The organism is Adhaeribacter rhizoryzae (assembly GCF_008629685.1).
Lineage (GTDB): Bacteria > Bacteroidota > Bacteroidia > Cytophagales > Hymenobacteraceae > Adhaeribacter > Adhaeribacter rhizoryzae.
The window spans coordinates 234,594-254,392 of sequence record NZ_VWSF01000005.1; the positions used below are offsets into that span (position 1 = coordinate 234,594).

Here is a 19,799-nt window from a genome sequence, read left to right on the forward strand (position 1 = left end):
AAATATTTATTTAGGCACGAGCCAGCTTTGGGGATTCATTTTGTTTACGTTGCGCCAAATTTCGAAGTGCAGTTCGGTGGTGCCTTCGCTATTGGTGTAAATACTGCCAATATTTTGCCGGGCTTCTACGTTTTGGCCTTCGGTTACGCTCACCGATTTTAGCTTGCCGTAAACGGTAAAATATTCGCCGTGCTGAATCATTACAATATTATTCATGCCCGAAATATTGATTACTTTGGTTACTTTGCCGGCAAATATTGACCGGGCATTTTCGCCATCGTTGGTTTGGATTTCAATGCCATTATTCTGAACGCTTACGTTGCGGAGTACCGGGTGCGGGTGCACGCCAAAGCGCTGGGAAATAAAACCCCGTTCTACCGGCCACGGAAACCGGCCTTTATTGCCGCCGAAAGAAGAGGAGAGGAGCGCCGTTTCGGGCGTTAAGGTAACCCGGTTAGTGGAAGTACGCGTTTCAGCAGTTCCAGCTGCGGCCGCCCGTTTCCGGGCCAGTTCCGCCGACCGGGCAATCTCGGCTCTTACCATGGCATCTATCCGGTTATTTAATTGCCGTACGGCCAGTTGGCGCCTTTCTACTTCTTTGCGTAATTCTTCTTCTTGCCGACTTAGTTGGGTAATTACGGTATTTTGCTGGTTGCGCAGGTTATCCAGGTTTTTAGATTCCTGCAATTGGGTATGCAGTAGGTTTTGTTTCTGGCGTTTGGCCCCCGATAATACATTTATTTTTTGCTGCAACGATTCCTGCACCGCATTAATCTGGCGTACCTGGTTTTTACGGGCTTCCGAGTATTGGTGCAGGTACGTTAGGCGGCGCACAAACTGGTTAAACGATTCGGCCGCAAACAAAAACATCATTTTATTATAGCTGTTCGTGGTTTTAGCCGCCCCGTAAATCATGGCAGCGTATTCGGCTTTCATTTTGTCCAAATCCATTTTCAGGGAAGTTACGGTCGTTTCGGTTTTCCGCATATCCCGGTTAATGTATTTCAACTCCGACGAAATATTGGTAATGAGGCCTTTCTGAACCGTTATTTTTTCCTGAATGGCGTTGAGCTGGCCAATAGAAACTTCTTTCTTTTCTTTGGTTTGCTGCAAAATGCGGTTCGCTTCCTGAATGCGTTTCAGGTTTTCAACTCTTTCGCGCTCTAACTGGGCTTTAGATTTGGGAGGCGTTTTAGCTTTGGACTTGCTTTTGCTACTTTGCTGAGCGCTGGCAGCCAAACTTAAAACAATTAAAAATATGAAAAGAAAATATCTGGAAAACCTACGCATTAATAACCTGATAACCCCATTAGACTTGCAAAGATTATAATTCTAATGGCTAACAAAAACTTAACGACGGAATAAATTAAAAATTACTGTCGTTTATACCCACTGGGCACCGAAAACGGAAAAGCTAACGTGCCTTCGTTCAGGTTTATGCGGTTATAGTCAATAGAGGCAATAGCGCCTTTGGTTTGATCTTTATTTTTTGCTTTTTCGGTTTGGCCTTGTTGTACCACAATCAGGGCGGCTTTGGCAAAATGCCGGTTTTCTATTTGTTCAAACTGCGAATAATCTACCGAAATAGAATTTTTGGTATCCTGATCTTTAATGGTAATTTTTTTCAGTTTATTCGAATCAAGATCTACAAATTGATCTATCAGCAGGTTGGCTTGTTCCTGTCGCGAATGTTGCAAAGGCTTTTCATCAATAATTTTCTCTTTACCTTCGGTGGTTGGTAAGTAATTGCCCAATAAAATGGCCTGCAACAAATCGAAGGTTACATCTACCTTATATTTTTGTTTGATATAAGAATAATCACCAGCAAAATATTCTTTTTTGAGCCGGTTCAGCATATAAACCGAATCTTGGGTCAGGCGAATACGGGCCGCTTCAATGCCTAAAGCCGGTATTATGGAAATCCAGATAATGCTGTCTTTGCGCATCCGGATGTTGATATTAGTAGATATTTTATCGCCTTCGTCTTCTACCTGCATGCGGCCCCGGGCATTAAAATATTTAAACTCCAGGTTAGCCGGGGCAGTTGTTTCACCGGGTGTTGGGGTCGAAGAACTTACTGGGGTAATATTTTTTTTACAGGAAGAAAAAGCTAGCAGCAAACTTAACGCCCCAAAAATAAAATGGCGGCTATTCATATAATTGTTTGTCCTTTATTTTTTTGTCGATCAGTTCAGAGCCTTTGCCTAAACTCTTGGCTTTCACCCATTGTTGTACGGCCTGGTCTTTTTCACCTAACTGGAAAAGAACATCACCGTAATGTTCGAGCAGGTCAGCATCTTTTTTAAGCGCAATGGCTTCTTCTAAATATTTGCGGGCTCCGGCGTAATCTTTTAATTTATACAATACCCAACCGTGCGTATCTAAATAAGTGGCTTCTTTGGGGTGAGCTTTTACAAGCTTCTCCGACATGCTTTTGGCTTTGTTCAGGTTAGCACCGCGCAAAGAAAGATAATAGCTGTAATTATTTAGCACGTGCGCATTATTCGGGTCTACAGCCAGTACACTCTCGTAAGCAGCATCTGATTTTGGATAATCTTTCATGGCCTGGTACGCATCGCCTAACTGAATATTAAATTGGGTTTGCAGATCGGCATTATCAACAGCTAATTTTTTGCCGTACTCTAAAGATTTTACGCCTTTGCTCGGGTTTTTCTTTAATAAATGACCGGTACCGTTGTAAAACCAAAGCATGGCCTGGTTCGGGAATAACTCCAGCGCTTTTTCGGTGTGCACAATCATGGAGTCGGTTTGCATTAATTCGGCATCAATAAATACTATTTGCTGCCAGATTTTAAAATGCGAATTATCTAACCGGAGCGCCTTTAAGTAGCTGGCCTGCGCCTCGTTCTTTTTGCGCGCTATGGCTTGCACATCGCCGGCAACGGCATAAGCTTTGGCTTCTTGCGGATGCGCTTTCACTGTCATGTTGGCTAATTCCAGGGCCATACTTTCCAGTTCAGGGTTGGGCTGCGCCGGCGGCATGGGTAATTGCCGAATGTATTCTACCAATATTTTAACCTTAGTATCTACGTCCATTGATGGGTAGCTAAAGGCTAGCTTCAGGTTTTTTTCCGATTCGCCTAAGTTGCCTTTTTGTTTGTATAAATCGGCGAGCATCAGGCGGGCCTGGGCATTGGTCGGTTCTTGTTGCAGTACCTTGTTTATTAAGGCAATAGCTTCTTCGGTTTTTTTATTATTGGCCAGCATTTCGGCTTGCACCAGCGTGTAGCGGGCTTCCGATGGGTCGCTGGCAATTAAATTCTGACCTTCCTGCAAGGCTTTATCCAGGTTGTTCTGGCGCAGGTAAATCTGTTGTTTTTTGTAAGCAATTTCTTCTAAGAAACCATATTGTTTTTCTATCCGGTCGTAAGTTTTCAGCGCGTCATCGTAACGTTTCTGCGCCATGTACATATCGGCCAGGTTAAACAAATATTGGTCGGTGTTCGGAATATCTTTGGTGAGTTTCGTCAGGGTTTTAATGGCATCGTCGTAGCGTTGCTGGCCGTTATAGAGCTGTGCCAGCAATAAATAATAATACGGGTTGGCGGCATCTAAATTAACGGCGGCCTGCGCAAAAGAAACGGCATCGTTGGGCCGACCCATCATCATAATGGTTTCGGCTAATTTGTAATTTAGGGCAGCATTTACCGGATTTATGGTATAAGCTTTCTGAAAACGCTCCAGGGCTTTGGGATAGTCCTCCAGCATCATAAATTTCAGACCGTCAATAAAAAAAGATTCGCTGGCTTCTTTATCTCGGGGATCTTCTTGTTTAGCGGCCAGGGCAGCCGTAGCTTGCTCCTGTTGCCGCTGCTTTTTTTCTTTTCTCCCTTGTTTCTGGCCAAAAACCGGCCCAGCCACCAGTAGTAACAGGCAGATTGAAGGCCAGATAAAGGATTTAGTCGAAATCATTTAATTAAAATTTATTCTTTCAGCGCGTTATAATCGCCCAAACTTAAATCGGCTTGGGTTCCTTTGTAGCTAACAAAGCTGCCCAACATTGAGTTTGTTATGTTGGCAAATTTTATTACCGTATTTTCCTGCACAATAGAATTGCTGATAACCGAATCGGAAACCTGCGTACCATTGCCTATAGAAACGTACGGACCTACTACCGCATTGTCTAATATAACATTTTCGCCGATAAATACCGGCGGAATAACTACGGAATTATTTATTTGGGCAGAACCGGCTACTAAATCTTCTGAATCCTGGAGGTAAGAAAGGTAGCGCTGGTTAGTATAAACTGTGGCGTCTTTGTTACCGCAATCCAGCCATTCCGAAATTTTACCCGGAATAAAGCGGGTGCCTTTATTTTTCATGTTTTCCAACGCGTTGGTCAACTGGAATTCACCTTTGTCGAGGATATTATTATCTAATAAATATTGCAGTTCTTCGCGCAGGTAAGCACCGTCTTTAAAATAATAAATTCCGATAATGGCTAAATCCGAAACAAAGTGTTCTGGTTTTTCTACGAAGTCGGTAATTTCGCCGTTATCGTTTAGTTTTACCACCCCAAAAGGCCGCGGATCTTCAACCTGCTGCACCCAAATAGTGCCGTCAGCCGAAGTATCCAAAGTAAAATCAGCTTTAAATAAAGTATCAGCAAAAGCTACTACCACGTTGCCTTCCAGCGATTCTTTGGCGCACAAGATGGCGTGAGCCGTTCCCAGCGGTTTATCCTGGTACGTAATGGTACCCCGGGCACCCACCGATTCGGCAATTTTTAACAAGCGGTTTTCTACGTCTTTGCCGAAATCGCCAATAATAAAGGCTACTTCTTCAATGGGTTCGTGGCATACTTTGGCAATATCTTCTACCAGCCGTTGCACAATAGGTTTTCCTGCAATGGGTACCAGTGGTTTTGGAACAGTAAGCGTATGGGGACGCATCCGTTTGCCCATACCCGCCATTGGAACTATTATTTTCATAGTTTATAAGTTAGATATTATATGTTAGATACTAGATATTAGACGTTAGATTTTTGGCAAAAATGTTGTAAACAGTAGTACGGTTTTAGAAAGCGTTTTTTCTACGGCAAAATATTGATTTTATTCTTCCGGATGTCCATTTCCTAAATAGTACAGCAATACATTTTTACATCAGCAAATTAGTGTAGCAGCACATTAAATAATTAGCACATTACTTAACGCCCGTACTACCGTAACCGCCGGCGCCGCGTTGGGTATCCGATAAAGATAAAGATTCCTGCCACGCTACGGTTTCGTGCCGGGCCACTACCATTTGGGCAATGCGCTCGCCGTCTTCTACCACAAATTCCTGGTCCGATAAATTTACCAGCAGCACTTTAATTTCGCCCCGGTAGTCGGCATCGATGGTGCCGGGGCTGTTTACGATAGAAATACCGTGTTTATAAGCTAAACCGCTGCGGGGCCTGATTTGTGCCTCGTAGCCATTGGGTAACTCCAGGAATAAACCTGTAGGAATTAAGGCCCGTTGTAAAGGTTTAAGAACCACGCTGCTATCCAGATTTGCCCGTAAATCCATACCCGCCGAACTGGGTGTTTGGTAAGAGGGCAACGCGTGTTTAGACTGATTAATAATATTTACCTTCATGTACTAAAAATTTCTTACTGGAAATATACTATTCTAGTTGCAAGTAACGATACAATAATCCTTTTTTAATTTAAAGGGAAAATATAAGGCTCCGATTAAACTATCTTTTAAGGCTGAACTTAGGCTTTTCTACTAAAAATACGAGCAGCAGAAACCCAGCGCATAAACCTAAATGATACAAATGGCGCCAGAGCGTATCGGCAATCGGTACATACAAGGCCGCTAAAACAATTAGAATTGCTACCAGCAGGTAAGCTGTAATTGTTAAAATTGGGTAAGGAACCGGATAATAGCGTTGGCCTAACAAATAACACGCGAGCGCCATACTAAAGTAACAAGCCAGAGTAGCCCAGGCACTGCCCATATAACCTAATACAGGTATGAGCAAAATATTTAAAATAATGGTAATGGCCGCGCCCCCAAAACTAATATAGGTACCTATATGGGTTTTATCGGTAAGCTTAAACCAGATAGAAAGATTGTAATATACGCCTAAAAATAAATTAGCCAGCAGCAAAATGGGTACAATGCCTAAGCCTTGGTAATAATCCGGGTCGCGGATTAGCAGTTTAAAATCTTCGAGGTTAACGCTAACAAACAGGAAAATAAAAGTACAGACCAGCACAAACCATTTCATAACCAGGGCAAAAGTTGCCGGCGAATTTTTTTCTTTAGCTTGGGAAAAGAAAAAAGGCTCGCCAGCGTACCGAAAAGCCTGGACAGCCAAAGTCATGAACATAGCCAATTTGTAGCAGCCGTTGTAAACGCCCACCGCGCCTTTGGTACTTAAATTCGGGTAGAAGTTTTTTGGCAGAAACTCCAGCAATAAAATCCGGTCGAGCAGCTCGTTTACCATGCCCGCAAAACCCATTATCATGAGCGGATAGCCGTATTGGAGCAGCGGCTTCATAAAAGTAAAATCGAGGTTAAACCGGAAACCCCGGAACTCCCGCCAAAGCATGGGAATTAACAAAAGATTAGCAACCAGGTTAATCAGGAAAATATACCCCACGCCCCACGCAGGCACGTAAATAGTTGAAACCAGCGGTTTTAAAGAAGGTAAAAACTGGTCGAAATAAATGCCGTGGCAGAACCAGAAGAAGAAAATATTGGCCGCAATGGTAATAAAAATATTAGCCATTTTCAGGCTGGCAAATTTAATGGCTTTGTTCTCCAGACGCAAACGGGCAAACGGAATAGCCGTTATGGCATCTACGGCCAGAATAATAGCCAGCCAACTAATGTATAATTGCTGGTCCGGAAACTCAATGGCTTCGGCAATAGGATTAATAAATATTAAAATGCAACCAGTAAAAACGAGGCTGGTGAAAATAATAAAACTCAGTACCCGGTTGTATAGCTGCTGAAAATTTACATCGGCCCGGTTGGCAAACCGGAAGAAAGCGGTTTCCAGACCCATGGTGTACAGCACATTAAAAAAACCTACGTACGCGTACAAACTACCAATAACACCGTAAGCTTCGGGTTTAAAAACGTCCGAATGGATCGCAAAAAAAAGCAGGAAATTTAGTAAGCGCCCAACAATGCTGCTGATACCATAGGCCGCAGTTTGCCCTACCAGTTTTTTGGCAACACTACTCATGCGCAGCGATTAATATTTGCTGGAAAAGAAAAAAATAGGAGCGTAAAAGCAATTAACTAGATTAATAGCCCTGGAAATTTGGTTTTCTTTTTTCGAGGAAAGCGTGGGTACCTTCCAGAAAGTCTTCGGAACCGCAACAACGGCTAAAGGAGTTGGCTTCGGTTTGGTAGCCGTGTTCTTCTTTGTCGTACCAGGCGTTTACGCAATCTACAATTAAGCCAACGGCCAGCGGCGCTTTGGTAATAATTTTACCCATTATTTCGCGCGTTTTGTACATGAGGTCGGCAAACGTAGTTACATGGTTTACCAGCCTTAAACGAAGCGCTTCCTGGGCCGAAATCATGTCGCCGGTCATCATAAGTTCCATGGCTTTACCTTTGCCTACCAATTGGGTTAAGCGTTGGGTGCCGCCGTAACCGGGTATTAAACCTAATTTTACTTCGGGCTGCCCAAACTGGGCATTTTCGCTGGCAATTCTAATATGGCAAGCCATGGCTAGTTCGCAGCCACCACCTAAGGCAAAGCCATTTATGGCCGCAATTACCGGTTTAGGAGATTCTTCGATCATGCTGAATATATCCTGCCCACGTTCCGAAAAACGGCGACCTACTACTTCATTCAAGTTCGTTATTTCAGCTATATCTGCTCCGGCGACAAAAGCTTTATCGCCTTCGCCCGTAAAAATAATCCCCCGCACATCATCATTGTCAAACGCTTCCTGCATAGCTGCCCCAATTTCTTCTACCGTTTCGGTATTCAGGGCATTCAGTTTAGAAACCCGGCTAATTGTAATGGTTAAAATACCACCCTCCAGGTCAAGTTTCAGGTTATTAAATGTCATCATCAAAATTCAGACTACTAGCTGTTTAAATTAGGAGGCAAATATACGTAAATAGGTTTATTAATAAGCAAAACCTAGGTGCCTTGTGAGCAGGAAAGAATAAACAGCGGGCTATTCAGGTATTTTTAGAAATTAGATTTAAAGCAATTTCACGTATAAACCATAATATTCTAAATATTTAATACTAAGGTTGGCGATGTTCGAGATTTATACAAAAAGCAAGTTTACCAAAGTATTATAAAAGCAAAAGGCCGTAAATAGTTACGGCCTTTTGTTCTGTTAAGCTATAGCAACTTATAAAGTTCGCTTCACTTCTTTTTCTTCGTAGGCTTCAATAATGTCGCCGATTTCTAAATCATTAAAGTTCTTGATGCTGATACCGCATTCGTAACCGGTTCTAACTTCCGAAACATCGTCTTTAAAGCGTTTCAGCGCTAAAATATCGCCCGAATGCACTACAATACCATCGCGTACTACTCTTATTTTAGAGTTACGGGCAATAGTGCCGTCGGTAACCATACAGCCGGCAATAGTACCAACTTTGGTAATCCGGAATACTTCCCGTACCTCTACGTTGGCAATTATTACTTCCTGTAAAGTTGGTGCCAGCATACCTTCCATCGCATCTTTCACTTCATTAATGGCGTTATAGATGATAGAGTACAGACGAATATCTATTTGTTCCTGTTCTGCCAAGCGGCGGGCATTGCCCGAAGGCCGTACCTGGAAACCAATAATAATCGCATCGGAAGCTGAAGCCAGCAACACATCCGACTCTGAAATCTGGCCAACACCCTTAGAAAGAATATTTACCTGTACTTCGTTCGTAGACAGTTTCAGTAATGAGTCCGAAAGCGCTTCTACCGAACCATCCACGTCACCTTTTACAATTACGTTCAGTTCCTTAAACGAACCAATAGCCAAACGACGACCAATTTCGTCGAGGGTAATATGCTTTTTGGTACGCATGCTCTGCTCGCGTTGTAACTGCGAACGGCTGGAAGCAATTTCCCGGGCTTCACGCTCGGTTTCGTATACCACAAATTTATCGCCCGCTTGCGGGGCCCCATCCAAGCCTAATACCTGCACCGGTGTAGACGGACCAGCCGTTTTCATTTTCTTGCCCCGGTGATCGGTCATGGCTTTTACGCGGCCATAATGCGAACCTGCCAGCATTATATCGCCTATGTGTAAGGTTCCGGTTTGTACCATAATGGTAGCTACGTAACCCCGGCCTTTATCCAAAGAGGCTTCAATAACACTACCAGTGGCCCGGCGGTCCGGATTGGCTTTCAGTTCTAATAATTCTGATTCCAGTAAAACTTTTTCCAATAGATCCGGAATACCTACGCCAGTTTTAGCTGATATTTCCTGACACTGGTATTTACCACCCCATTCTTCTACCAGAATATTAATAGCGGCTAATTGCTCTCTTATCCGGTCTGGGTTGGCCGATGGTTTATCTACTTTGTTAATGGCAATTACAATAGGTACGCCAGCCGCCTGCGCGTGATTTAAAGCCTCTTTGGTTTGGGGCATTACATCATCATCGGCTGCAACCACAATAATTACCACGTCGGTAATTTTAGCACCCCGGGCCCGCATGGCTGTAAACGCCTCGTGACCCGGTGTATCTAGGAACGTAATACGTTTGCCGGTCTCTGTTAATACATCGTACGCGCCAATGTGCTGGGTAATACCCCCGGCCTCACCGGCAGTTACTTTAGAGTTCCGGATAAAGTCGAGCAAGGAAGTTTTACCGTGGTCCACGTGACCCATAATGGTAACAATGGGCGCGCGTTCTATCAGATCTTCGTCGCTATCTTCTTCTTCAACTTCAATATCTTCATCTTCGGCTGATAAGAACTCTACATCGTAACTAAATTCGTCGGCAATAATGGTAATAGCTTCGGCATCGAGGCGTTGGTTAATAGAAACGAACATTCCCAGGCCTAAACACACCTTAATAACATCATTTACCGATACATTCATGAGCGCAGCTAAGTCGTTTGCCGAAATAAATTCGGTTAACTTTAAGGTCTTAGACTCTGATTGCTCTAATGCGCGGCGTTGCTCATCGGCATCGGCAATAGCCGAACGTTTTTCGCGACGGTACTTAGCCCGGTTAGCCTGATTGCCTTTACCGCCACTTAAGCGGGCCAGCGTAGCTTTAATCTGCTCTTGTATTTGTTTATCGGTTACGTCTGCTTTAGGCGCACCTGCCGCAACATTAGGCCGATTGCCACCTTGGCCTTTATTAAAGTTAGGCCGATTACCAGGCGTATTTTGCGAAAAGTCTTTCCGATCGCCGCGTACTACTACCGGCCGGTCGTTTGTGTCTGGTGCCGCATTTTGTACAATAATACGCTTGCGCTTCTTCTTGTTGGCACTATCACGGTTGGCATTATCCCGGTTCGCATTTCCGTCACGATTTTGTTGCGGTGGATTATTCCCCCGGTTACGGTCGGCAGCAGAATCGTTTTTGAAACCTTTTTTAGGGCCACTAGCCGTTTTAGGACCACCGGCAGTAGGTAACTCTATTTTACCTAACACAGTTAAGCCTTTTAGCTTATCGGCCTGAGCAACAATAGTTTCTACTTCTTCTTCGGTTGGTTCTTGCGGAGCTGCGGGAGCCGGGCTTGGTTTTGGCGTATCTATTGGCGTTTCAACCTTAGGCTGCGGCTCAGGGGTTTCCTCTACTACAGGCTTTTCGGCTACAGGTTCAGGGGCCGGCACTGGCTTAGGCACTTCAACCGGTGTTGGTTCGGGCACCTCTGGTTTTGTTTCTGCTACCGGCGCAGGTTCTGGTACTGCTATTATTGGTGCAGTTGTTTCCTGAACTAAAGGTACTGGCGCAGGTTCCGGTGCTGCAACTGCTGGTGCAGGTTCAGGGGCACGCTCAATAGGTTTATCGGCCACTGGTGCTTCAACAGGCTCTGGTTTACTTACTACCGGCGGCGCTGCCACTGCGGCTGGCACCGGAGCCGGAGCCGGCGTTTGAACTGGCGGCGTAGCTGGTTTAGGAATAGGTCTGCCTTTCGCATCTAATTCTATTCTGCCCACTACCTTAAAGCCAGGTAACCGGGTTCCTGTAGTATCTTCTTTAACCGCTGCCGGCTGCTGAGCCAGCGTTGGTTCGGGTTTTGGTGCCGGGGCAACTGGCTCCGGTTTATGTATTTCCGGCTCCCGGGCTTTGATAGGTTCTGGCTCCGGAGCAGGGTGTTTTTTACCAATATTAAGTTCAGCGGCTTCAATCTTGGCTTGCACCGAAGATTCAAATGCTTTCATCAGCATACTGAACTGCTCCGATGTAATTTTTGAAGTAGGTTTATTTTCGATATCAAAACCCTTACCCGATAGGAAATCCACAACCGTGGACGTACTAATGTTCAGGGTTGTTGCTACCTGTTTAAGCCTCATCGTTTTTTCTTCTGACATGCTCAAAATATGCTGTTTTCTTTATTATGTTATTTATAATTACTAATGAGTAAATCAATAGCAATTATATGGTTATGGATTTATTTAAATATATTAACAAAGGACTTGGTGAATTAATTACCAATTCCTCATAAGATTAACTGTTATCCGATTCAAATTCCTGCCGGATAATAGAAAGTACTTCGTCAACGGTTTCCTCTTCCAACTCTGTACGGCGAACCAAATCTTCGCGGGTTACGGCCAGCACACTCTTGGCCGTATCTAAACCAATGCGCTTCAGTTCGTCCAATACCCAATCTTCAATTTCATCGCTGAATTCGTCAATCGAAATATCTTCTTCGTACTCTTCTTGTTCGCGGAATACATCTATTTCCAAGCCAACTAAGCGGCTGGCGAGTTTAATATTCTGGCCACCTTTACCAATAGCCAACGAAACCTGATCGGGCTTTAAAAACACCGAAACGCGGCCTTCTTCTTCGTTAATCTTCATGCTGCTAATTTTAGCAGGACTCAGGGCACGCTGAATATAAAGCTCCAGGTTATCGGTATAATTAATTACATCGATATTTTCGTTTTCGAGTTCCCGCACAATGCTGTGAATGCGGGAACCTTTCATTCCCACACAAGCTCCTACCGGGTCAATGCGGTCGTCGTAAGATTCTACCGCTACTTTGGCGCGCTCGCCGGGTTCGCGCACAATATTTTTAATGATGATTAAGCCATCATAAATTTCCGGTACTTCATTTTCGAACAAGCGTTCTAAAAATACCGGCGAAGTACGCGACAAAATAATACGCGGCGTACCGTTTACTATTTCTACCCGGTGTACTACGGCTCTTACCACATCGCCTTTACGGTAACGGTCTTTCGAAATTTGTTCCGCCTTTGGCAATATTAATTCGTTATCTTCCGGATCAACCAGCATTACCTCACGGTTCCAGATTTGATAAACTTCGCCCGAAATAATTTCACCTACCAAATCTTTGTATTTTTGGTACATTAAATCTTTTTCGAGATCCTTTACCCGCTGAATTAAGGTTTGCCGGGCCGTTAATACCGCCCGCCGGCCAAAATCTTCTAATTTTATTTCTTCGGCAACTTCTTCGCCTATTTCAAAATCAGGTTCTATCTTCTGAGCTTCCGATAAGCTAATTTTATCATGATCCCAGATATCTTCGGAGTTATCGTCTACAATTTCCCGATTTCGCCAGATTTCGAGGTCACCTTTTTCTACGTTCAGAATAATATCAAAATTTTCGTCAGTGCCCCACTTTTTGCGAATCATCGTCCGAAATACATCTTCCAGAATACGCATCATCGTTGGCCGGTCAATATTCTTGAACTTGGCAAACTCCGCGAACGATTCGATCAGAATAGAACTATCCATTTTATTTTATTTAAATGATATTACAATATTCGACTTGGCTATATCGGTATAGTTAAGCTGCACCGGCGTGGTCGTTATTTTCTTTTTATCTTTTATTTCTTCTAATAAATTTATGCCGGTCTCCGAAACAGCTTCTAAAGTGCCGGTTTTTTCAGAGCCGTCCTGCAATACCAATTTTAGTTTGCGGCCCACGTGGCGTTTATACTGCCGCGGGTACAGCAAAGGCTGGTCGGCGCCCGGCGAGGTTACCTCCAGCGTATAACTTACTTCTTCGCCGTAAGTTTCTTCTATGCGCCGGCCTAAGCGGCGGCTTATGGTAGCGCACTGGTCGATGCTAATGCCATTGTCGCCGTCGGCAATAACTGTTACCTTTTGTTTAACCGCAGAATCAGATACATTAATTCCCACAATAAATAAATCTTTATCGGGCAGGGTGTCGGCGGCTAGTTTTTCTATATCTTGTTTAGTGAAAATCATTTAGCTGGATAAAAACAAAACAAAATAGGGGACTGCAGTCCCCTCATCTTCATTGTTTACGCCACAAATTTACGAATAAATTATGTTATATCCAACCAACCCTCATTTTTGGAATAAAAAATGTAAATAAATTAAATTATTAAGCCAAGCTGGCAAAATTATCAAGTTATTATTAAGTCAAAATTCTTCCTGGTTCGGGTAGTACCATAAAAACTTAATTAGTAAGTTTGTTTTATAGCTTACCAAAACGTGCGCAGTAAATTTTTCCTGGGATTATATAGTCTCGTTCTCCTTTGGCTTTTGTTAGCAATATTTTGTTTGTACGTGTCGCCGGAAACGTTCTGGCCGGCTGCCTTCATCGCGCTTACGCTGCCCGGTGCCTTATTGCTGAATATTCTATTTCTGCTGATTTGGGTTTTTAACCGCTCCTTTAAAGCTATTCTGCCTTTGTTGGTAATTGTTTTTAGCTGGAATTATTACGAACGGGGTTTTGCAATTAATTTAAGCCCGAACAATGAGTTACTGGATGTAGAACCGCAAATGCTGCAAGTACTCAGCTACAATGTGCGCATCTTTAACACGTATGCGCACCTGCAAGACGAGAACCAGCAATCGTCTAAAAAAATGATAAAGTGGGTTGCCAGCCACCCGGCCGATATTTTTTGCCTGCAGGAGTTTTACAACGAAACAAGGTCGCCGGTATATAACACAACCAGTAAAATAGGGAAACAGCACCAGAAGCGATTTTACATTGCTGAAACCTTGGTTAACGGCGTTGGGGCGCAATTTGGACTGGCAATATTTTCTAAATTCCCGATTGTAGGCAAAGGTATTATCCGGTTTCGCGAAAAAACAAATAACCTGGCCATGTTTATCGATGTGAAATTAGAAAAGGATACGGTGCGTGTTTACAACTTCCATTTCCAGTCGATGAGCATTGAAGAAAAAGATATTGTGGATACTTACCAGGATCAGGATAAATTAACAGTAGGCGGACGGAAGTTATTGCGACAGTTTAAAAGAGGCGTGGTTAAAAGAGCTGATCAGGTGAATTTATTGCTCGAACACGCCGCTGCCAGCCCATACCCGGTAATATTGTGCGGCGATACCAACGATTTACCCTACAGTTATACTTATCAGCGATTAAAAAGTGAGCATACTAACGCCTTTCAGGCCAAAGGTTGGGGCATTGGTGCCACCTATAATGGTAAATTGCCTTTTGTGCGCATCGATAACCAGTTTTGTGACGACCGCTGGGAAGTTTTAAATTATTCCCTGCACGATACTATTCCGTACTCCGATCATTTCCCGATAACAGCTACCTTTAAATTAGTTAATAAATAAAGTATGCTTTTAATAATTTTGGTGAATGCTTCCCGGGCGTTCTTGCGCCACTTAACTTAATCTTTCTCTGGCTGGCTTACCTCTAATTTCTAAAAAGAAAGTATTACTTTTGCGCCCATGCAATCGACTTTATCTTTATATAATACCTTAACGCGTAAGAAAGAAGTTTTTCAGCCACTGCACGCGCCTTTTGTGGGCATGTATGTGTGCGGGCCTACCGTTTACGGCGAGGCGCATCTGGGCCACAGCCGCAGCGCTATTACCTTCGATGTGCTTTTCCGGTACCTGCAATTTTTAGGTTATAAAGTGCGCTACGTGCGCAATATTACCGACGTAGGCCACCTGGAAAATGATGCCGACGAAGGAGAAGATAAAATTGCTCAGAAAGCTCGTACTGCCCAATTAGAACCTATGGAAGTGGTACAGCACTTTACCAACCGCTACCACGAAGATTTAAAAGCGCTGAATGTGTTGCCGCCTTCTATCGAGCCGCGGGCATCGGGCCATATTATTGAGCAGATAGAATTAATAAAGGAAATAATAGCCAACGGGCTGGCTTACGAAATAAACGGGTCGGTGTATTTTGATGTGCCGGCTTATAACCAAGGCCAGCGTTATGGTAAATTATCGGGCCGGGTAATCGAAGATTTATTAGCCAACACCCGCGAACTGGAAGGGCAATCAGAAAAACGCTCACCACTGGATTTTGCCCTTTGGAAGAAAGCCTCCGATACCCATATAATGCGCTGGCCTTCGCCGTGGAGCGATGGTTTTCCGGGCTGGCATTTAGAGTGCTCGGCTATGAGTCGCAAATATTTAGGTCCGGAGTTTGATATTCATGGTGGTGGTTTAGATTTATTGTTTCCGCACCACGAATGCGAAATTGCGCAATCGCAAGCCAGTTGCCACACCGATACCGCTAAATATTGGGTGCATAATAACATGATTACCATTAACGGGCAAAAGATGGGTAAATCGCTGAACAACTTTATTACCTTATCGGAGTTGTTTAACGGCAAGCACGAGTTATTGCAGCAGGCTTACACCCCCATGACCGTGCGGTTCTTTATTTTGCAGGCGCATTACCGCAGCACCCTCGATTTTTCGAACGAAGCCTTACAAGCAGCCCGCAAAGGCTATATTAAATTAATTAACGGCTTAAACATACTGGATAAACTAAATTATCCAACCGAAACAGCCGTAGACGCAAGCCAGGACGCCGAACTGTTAAAACTAACCCAAGATTGCTTTAACGGTTTAAACGATGATTTAAATACTGCGCGGACCATTGCCTCGTTATTTAATCTGTTAAAGAAAATAAACAGCATCCATACCGGAGCTATTCTGTTGGGCAGCATCAGCGCGGAAACTTTTGCGTACGTAAAGAAAACTTATATTGCTTTGGTAACCGATGTTTTAGGCTTGCTAGAAGAAAAACCGGTAGATACCAACGATTTACTGGAAGTATTGCTGGGCTTTTACAAAGAGGCCAAAGCAACCAAAGATTATGCGCGGGTAGATCAGATTCGGGCTGAATTTAAAAAGCAGCGCATTGTAATAAAAGATATGAAGAATGGTATTGACTGGGCTTATGAAGAATAAATTTAGGTGTTGGGTAGCCCTGTTAGCGCTTGGCGTTGGGTTAATAAGTAGTTGTGATTCTAATAAAAAAACCGAAACGGTGGTAGAAGCAGAAACTCCGGCCGTAGCCACCATTAATGCTCCTGAGTTTAATCCGGACTCAGCTTACGCTTATATTGCCAAGCAGGTAAGCTTTGGGCCACGGGTTCCTAATACGGCGGCGCATCAGGCCTGCGGCGATTATTTAATTAGTAAATTAAAAAGTGTTGGCGCCCGGGTAGTGGTGCAAAACTTCCAAAGTACTGCTTACGATGGCAAAGTACTGAAACTACGCAATATTGTAGGTTCTTTTAATACCGGTGCAGCTAATCGCATTTTATTGGCAGCACATTGGGATACCCGACCATTCGCCGATAAAGATGCAACCAACCCTACTAAGCCTAATGATGGTGCCAATGATGGTGCCAGTGGCGTAGGTGTGTTGCTGGAGATGGCGCGGGTATTAGGAACAACACGGAACAATCCGGGTATTGGTGTAGATATAATATTCTTCGACGGCGAAGATTACGGCGACGCTAATGGCAGCACCGAAGAATCCTGGTGTTTGGGTTCGCAATATTGGGCCAAAAACAAGCATCAGAATGGCTATAATGCCAACTTTGGTATATTGCTGGATATGGTAGGTGCGAATGGAGCCAAATTTGCCCAGGAAGCTTATTCGAAACAAAATGCACCCCAGGTAGTAAACAATGTTTGGAAAACGGCCAGCCAACTGGGTTTCTCCGATTATTTTATTTACACCGAAAACGGGGCTATCACCGACGACCACGTGTATATGACCCAGGGCGGCGTACCCAGTATTGATATTATTGAGTATGACCCCACCAGCCCCGATGGTACTTTTGGCAAATATCACCACCGCCACACCGATAATATGGCAATAATTGATAAAAACACCTTAAAAGCAGTTGGGCAAACGGTGTTGCAGGTGCTTTATAATCAATTAGCTACCTGATAAATTATAAATTAGCGGCTATATTCTATTATATATTAGAGCCACCCAGCATAAACGATTAAGCAATAGTTTAATCATTTATTACGGGTGGTTTTGCTTTTCTACTAACCAATAAATATTACAGGCTTGTCTGAAAATATTCCAGGCTAGTGCCAGCATCTGTTACTTTTAAAATTGATTTCCGGCCGCAAACCAGCGCCAGGTTTTTAGGCTCGTGGCCGGTCGGAAAGTCGAAACAAACCGGATAACCGTATTTACCTGCGTGCTCGCTAATGATTTCGTAAGCATTTTTTCCGAAAGGCACCGCGTTGTCTTTCATATCGCTCATACTGCCCACGATTAAACCTGCCAGATTTTTTAATTTACCGGCCCGGTCCAGTTGCACCATCATGCGGTCAATGTGGTACAAATATTCGTCTAAATCTTCCAGAAATAATATTTTACCCGAGGTATCAATATCCGAAGTGGTGCCAATACAGGTAACGAGTAAACTTAAGTTGCCGCCACCCAACGGCCCCTCGGCCTGACCTAAAATATTAAGATCATGGGCCGGGCTTTGGTAGGTAATATTTTCCCCGAATAATATTTTGCGCAGGCTTTCTACCGCTTCTTCGGCACCAGTTTTAGCAAAAAGGGCCGGCATGGTGCCGTGGATGCTTTCTATTCCGAAATTATGGATGTGGCTGTGGAGTGCGGTAATGTCGCTGAAGCCAATCAGCCACTTGGGCTGCTGCCGAAAGTTGGTGAAATTAATTTGGTCTAAAAGGCGGGTTGTACCATACCCGCCGCGCGCACTAAATATTGCTTTAATTTCGGGATCATCCAGCATTGTTTGAAAATCTGCCAAACGAATTTCGTCCGGTCCGGCAAACTGGTGAAAGCTTTCATAAAGGGTTTTGCCCAGCACAACTTGCAGCCCCCAACTTTCCAGTATATTAATGCCGGGTTCCAGATCAGCAAAATCAACTTTACGGGCCAAAGCCACAATGGCTACTTTATCGCCGGCCTGTAAGGAATTTATCATGGTAAATAAAGCTTAAAAGAAGGCCAAAGCTACTAAAAAATTTATCAGAATTGTTTAACTACAACGTTGGCCTTTGTTCCGGTATTCGTCGGGGTTTAAGTCCAGCGTATGGCTGTTGTAATAAAGCAAACCGGCCCTCAATATTGTCGCCAGGAAAATAAAGAGAGCCAGTTTGGAATATTTATTTAAAAAGTCAGGCATAAAAGCAAAGATGCCCGCAAAAATATTAGTCGGCAAGCGCTTCTTTCGTAAGAACTATATTTTCTTTAGCAGCGTGTTCTTCCTGGGCTGTTATTGATTTAAAATTGCCGGTGCTCACCAGGAAAGCATCTGAAGCCCGTAGCAAATCCTGGTTTTGCAGTAGTGTTTCCAGGTTTACGTAGCCAATAATATAGCGGAAATCTTTGCCGCTGAACTTCTCTGAGATGCTTACAAACGGAATTTGCTGCAGCAAATGCTTATTGGTGTAACGCAAATAAACTTCTACTTCAATATTATTCGTCGAGCGGACTTCGATGTGCTGTAAATGCTTTTTGTATTCGTATTTATAGCCGTAAGTCAGGGCCGAAATATCCGATAATACCGCCGAACCAGTAGGGTAACCACCGGCGCCCTTACCCGAGAAGAATTGTTTTTCGGAAAAAGCTGCTTCTACAATTACGCCGTTGTTCTCGTTCTCGACGTTGTATAATGGATGGTGCCGATCTACAAACTGCGGCATTACGAGTAAAGAAATCGTAGCGGCATCTATCTTGGTTACATGCGGTACCAGTTTTATTTTATAACCTTTTTCTTTGGCATACTGAATATCGTGCTGCGATAAATTCTGAATGCCAATGTTAAATATATCATCGGGGTTCAGGAATAAGCCGTAAGCGTGCGCCGCAATAATGGTTACCTTGTATTTCGGGTCGAAACCGCCCACGTCTAAAGTTGGATCTGTTTCGGCGAAGCCTAATTCCTGGGCTTGTTTCAGGGCCAAGTCGTAAGCCAAACCTTCGTTAAAAATCTTAGATAAAATATAGTTCGAAGAACCATTAAAAATACCGCTTACCGAGTAAAGCAGCTCGTTGTCGTAATATTCTTCGAGGTTGCGGATAATGGGAATGCTGCCGCAGCAGGAAGCTTCGTAGAGGAGCGAAACATGGTTTTCTTCTTGTAACTGAACCAATTCTTCCAGGTGCTGGGCTACCATTTTTTTGTTGGCTGTAACCACGCTCTTGCCTTTTTTCATGGCTTCGGATACTATCTTAAACGCTTCCTCGGCATCGTCTATTAATTCCACAATAATATCAATGTCGGGGTTATTCAGCAGGTCGTATTTATCGAAGGTAAATGCTTCGGCGGGTAGTTTGCGTTTTTTGGTGCGGTCTTTTACGCAAATTTTAGCAATGCTGGCCTTTATGCCGCGGCTGTTCCGCAACACATCGTATAAGCCCTGGCCTACCACGCCAAAGCCAAACAAACCAATATTTAAGTCTTTATGCATAT

General features: G+C 43.8%; 16 protein-coding genes. 3 read left to right on the forward strand and 13 right to left on the reverse strand.

Annotation, left to right across the window (positions count from 1 at the left end):
• Positions 1-6: 6 nt before the first annotated feature.
• The 10 genes from F0145_RS09505 to F0145_RS09550 all read right to left on the reverse strand — a co-directional run bounded on the left by F0145_RS09505 (position 7) and on the right by F0145_RS09550 (position 13,344).
• Complete coding sequence (locus F0145_RS09505) at positions 7-1,239, reverse strand: murein hydrolase activator EnvC family protein (RefSeq protein WP_223815932.1); 1,233 nt, start codon at positions 1,237-1,239, stop codon at positions 7-9.
• A 134-nt stretch (positions 1,240-1,373) separates the two neighbouring features.
• Entirely contained in the window at positions 1,374-2,156 is a 783-nt protein-coding gene (locus tag F0145_RS09510) for a DUF4292 domain-containing protein (RefSeq protein WP_150088162.1), read from the reverse strand.
• Positions 2,149-3,933, reverse strand: a complete 1,785-nt coding sequence (locus F0145_RS09515) for a tetratricopeptide repeat protein (protein ID WP_150088163.1) — start codon at positions 3,931-3,933, stop codon at positions 2,149-2,151. Before F0145_RS09515 ends, F0145_RS09510 begins: the two co-directional genes overlap by 8 nt.
• 11 nt (positions 3,934-3,944) lie before the next feature.
• Positions 3,945-4,952 (reverse strand): sugar phosphate nucleotidyltransferase, encoded by a 1,008-nt coding sequence (locus F0145_RS09520; RefSeq protein WP_150088164.1) that lies wholly within the window; start codon positions 4,950-4,952, stop codon positions 3,945-3,947.
• 211 nt (positions 4,953-5,163) lie between these two features.
• Positions 5,164-5,598: a dUTP diphosphatase gene (dut, locus tag F0145_RS09525; protein ID WP_150088165.1), complete on the reverse strand. Its 435-nt coding sequence runs from the start codon at positions 5,596-5,598 to the stop codon at positions 5,164-5,166.
• A gap of 100 nt (positions 5,599-5,698) precedes the next feature.
• Positions 5,699-7,201 carry a lipopolysaccharide biosynthesis protein gene (locus F0145_RS09530; RefSeq protein ID WP_150088166.1) on the reverse strand — a complete coding sequence of 501 codons (1,503 nt, stop codon included), beginning with the start codon at positions 7,199-7,201 and terminating at the stop codon, positions 5,699-5,701.
• A 61-nt stretch (positions 7,202-7,262) separates the two neighbouring features.
• Positions 7,263-8,045 (reverse strand): enoyl-CoA hydratase/isomerase family protein, encoded by a 783-nt coding sequence (locus F0145_RS09535; protein ID WP_150088167.1) that lies wholly within the window; start codon positions 8,043-8,045, stop codon positions 7,263-7,265.
• Positions 8,046-8,336: 291 nt separating this feature from the next.
• On the reverse strand, positions 8,337-11,480 hold the full coding sequence (gene infB, locus F0145_RS09540) for a translation initiation factor IF-2 (RefSeq protein ID WP_150088168.1): 3,144 nt from the start codon (positions 11,478-11,480) through the stop codon (positions 8,337-8,339).
• A gap of 136 nt (positions 11,481-11,616) precedes the next feature.
• A complete protein-coding gene (gene nusA / locus F0145_RS09545; protein WP_150088169.1) occupies positions 11,617-12,867 on the reverse strand; it encodes a transcription termination factor NusA in 1,251 nt (416 codons plus the stop codon).
• Between the two features lie 6 nt (positions 12,868-12,873).
• A complete protein-coding gene (locus tag F0145_RS09550) occupies positions 12,874-13,344 on the reverse strand; it encodes a ribosome maturation factor RimP (protein WP_150088170.1) in 471 nt (156 codons plus the stop codon).
• Between the two features lie 300 nt (positions 13,345-13,644).
• Here F0145_RS09550 and F0145_RS09555 point away from each other — a divergent pair, with 300 nt between their 5' ends.
• From F0145_RS09555 to F0145_RS09565, 3 genes are all read left to right on the forward strand, one after another.
• Positions 13,645-14,688, forward strand: coding sequence for an endonuclease/exonuclease/phosphatase family protein (locus F0145_RS09555; RefSeq protein ID WP_150088171.1), 1,044 nt, complete (start codon positions 13,645-13,647; stop codon positions 14,686-14,688).
• A 117-nt stretch (positions 14,689-14,805) separates the two neighbouring features.
• Entirely contained in the window at positions 14,806-16,290 is a 1,485-nt protein-coding gene (gene cysS / locus F0145_RS09560) for a cysteine--tRNA ligase (protein ID WP_150088172.1), read from the forward strand.
• Complete coding sequence (locus F0145_RS09565; protein WP_150088173.1) at positions 16,280-17,284, forward strand: M28 family peptidase; 1,005 nt, start codon at positions 16,280-16,282, stop codon at positions 17,282-17,284. The genes cysS and F0145_RS09565 overlap by 11 nt, the downstream gene beginning before the upstream one ends.
• 118 nt (positions 17,285-17,402) lie before the next feature.
• Here the strand turns inward: F0145_RS09565 and F0145_RS09570 are convergent, their stop codons facing one another.
• Genes F0145_RS09570 through F0145_RS09580 form a run of 3 tightly spaced genes read right to left on the reverse strand, consistent with a single transcriptional unit; the run spans position 17,403 to position 19,797 of the window.
• Positions 17,403-18,308, reverse strand: coding sequence for a S66 peptidase family protein (locus F0145_RS09570; protein ID WP_150088174.1), 906 nt, complete (start codon positions 18,306-18,308; stop codon positions 17,403-17,405).
• 54 nt (positions 18,309-18,362) lie between these two features.
• Complete coding sequence (locus F0145_RS09575; protein WP_150088175.1) at positions 18,363-18,545, reverse strand: hypothetical protein; 183 nt, start codon at positions 18,543-18,545, stop codon at positions 18,363-18,365.
• Positions 18,535-19,797: a homoserine dehydrogenase gene (locus F0145_RS09580; protein WP_150088176.1), complete on the reverse strand. Its 1,263-nt coding sequence runs from the start codon at positions 19,795-19,797 to the stop codon at positions 18,535-18,537. Before F0145_RS09580 ends, F0145_RS09575 begins: the two co-directional genes overlap by 11 nt.
• Between the last annotated feature and the right edge of the window lie 2 nt (positions 19,798-19,799).

What these genes read in the sequence shown, in the direction of transcription:
- F0145_RS09510 (WP_150088162.1), bottom strand. Translation starts at nt 2,156, where the DNA reads ATGAATAGCCGCCATTTTATTTTTGGGGCGTTAAGTTTGCTGCTAGCT.
- F0145_RS09515 (WP_150088163.1), bottom strand. Translation starts at nt 3,933, where the DNA reads ATGATTTCGACTAAATCCTTTATCTGGCCTTCAATCTGCCTGTTACTA.
- F0145_RS09520 (WP_150088164.1), bottom strand. Translation starts at nt 4,952, where the DNA reads ATGAAAATAATAGTTCCAATGGCGGGTATGGGCAAACGGATGCGTCCC.
- dut (WP_150088165.1), bottom strand. Translation starts at nt 5,598, where the DNA reads ATGAAGGTAAATATTATTAATCAGTCTAAACACGCGTTGCCCTCTTAC.
- F0145_RS09530 (WP_150088166.1), bottom strand. Translation starts at nt 7,201, where the DNA reads ATGAGTAGTGTTGCCAAAAAACTGGTAGGGCAAACTGCGGCCTATGGT.
- F0145_RS09535 (WP_150088167.1), bottom strand. Translation starts at nt 8,045, where the DNA reads ATGATGACATTTAATAACCTGAAACTTGACCTGGAGGGTGGTATTTTA.
- infB (WP_150088168.1), bottom strand. Translation starts at nt 11,480, where the DNA reads ATGTCAGAAGAAAAAACGATGAGGCTTAAACAGGTAGCAACAACCCTG.
- nusA (WP_150088169.1), bottom strand. Translation starts at nt 12,867, where the DNA reads ATGGATAGTTCTATTCTGATCGAATCGTTCGCGGAGTTTGCCAAGTTC.
- F0145_RS09550 (WP_150088170.1), bottom strand. Translation starts at nt 13,344, where the DNA reads ATGATTTTCACTAAACAAGATATAGAAAAACTAGCCGCCGACACCCTG.
- cysS (WP_150088172.1), top strand. Translation starts at nt 14,806, where the DNA reads ATGCAATCGACTTTATCTTTATATAATACCTTAACGCGTAAGAAAGAA.
- F0145_RS09565 (WP_150088173.1), top strand. Translation starts at nt 16,280, where the DNA reads ATGAAGAATAAATTTAGGTGTTGGGTAGCCCTGTTAGCGCTTGGCGTT.
- F0145_RS09570 (WP_150088174.1), bottom strand. Translation starts at nt 18,308, where the DNA reads ATGATAAATTCCTTACAGGCCGGCGATAAAGTAGCCATTGTGGCTTTG.
- F0145_RS09580 (WP_150088176.1), bottom strand. Translation starts at nt 19,797, where the DNA reads ATGCATAAAGACTTAAATATTGGTTTGTTTGGCTTTGGCGTGGTAGGC.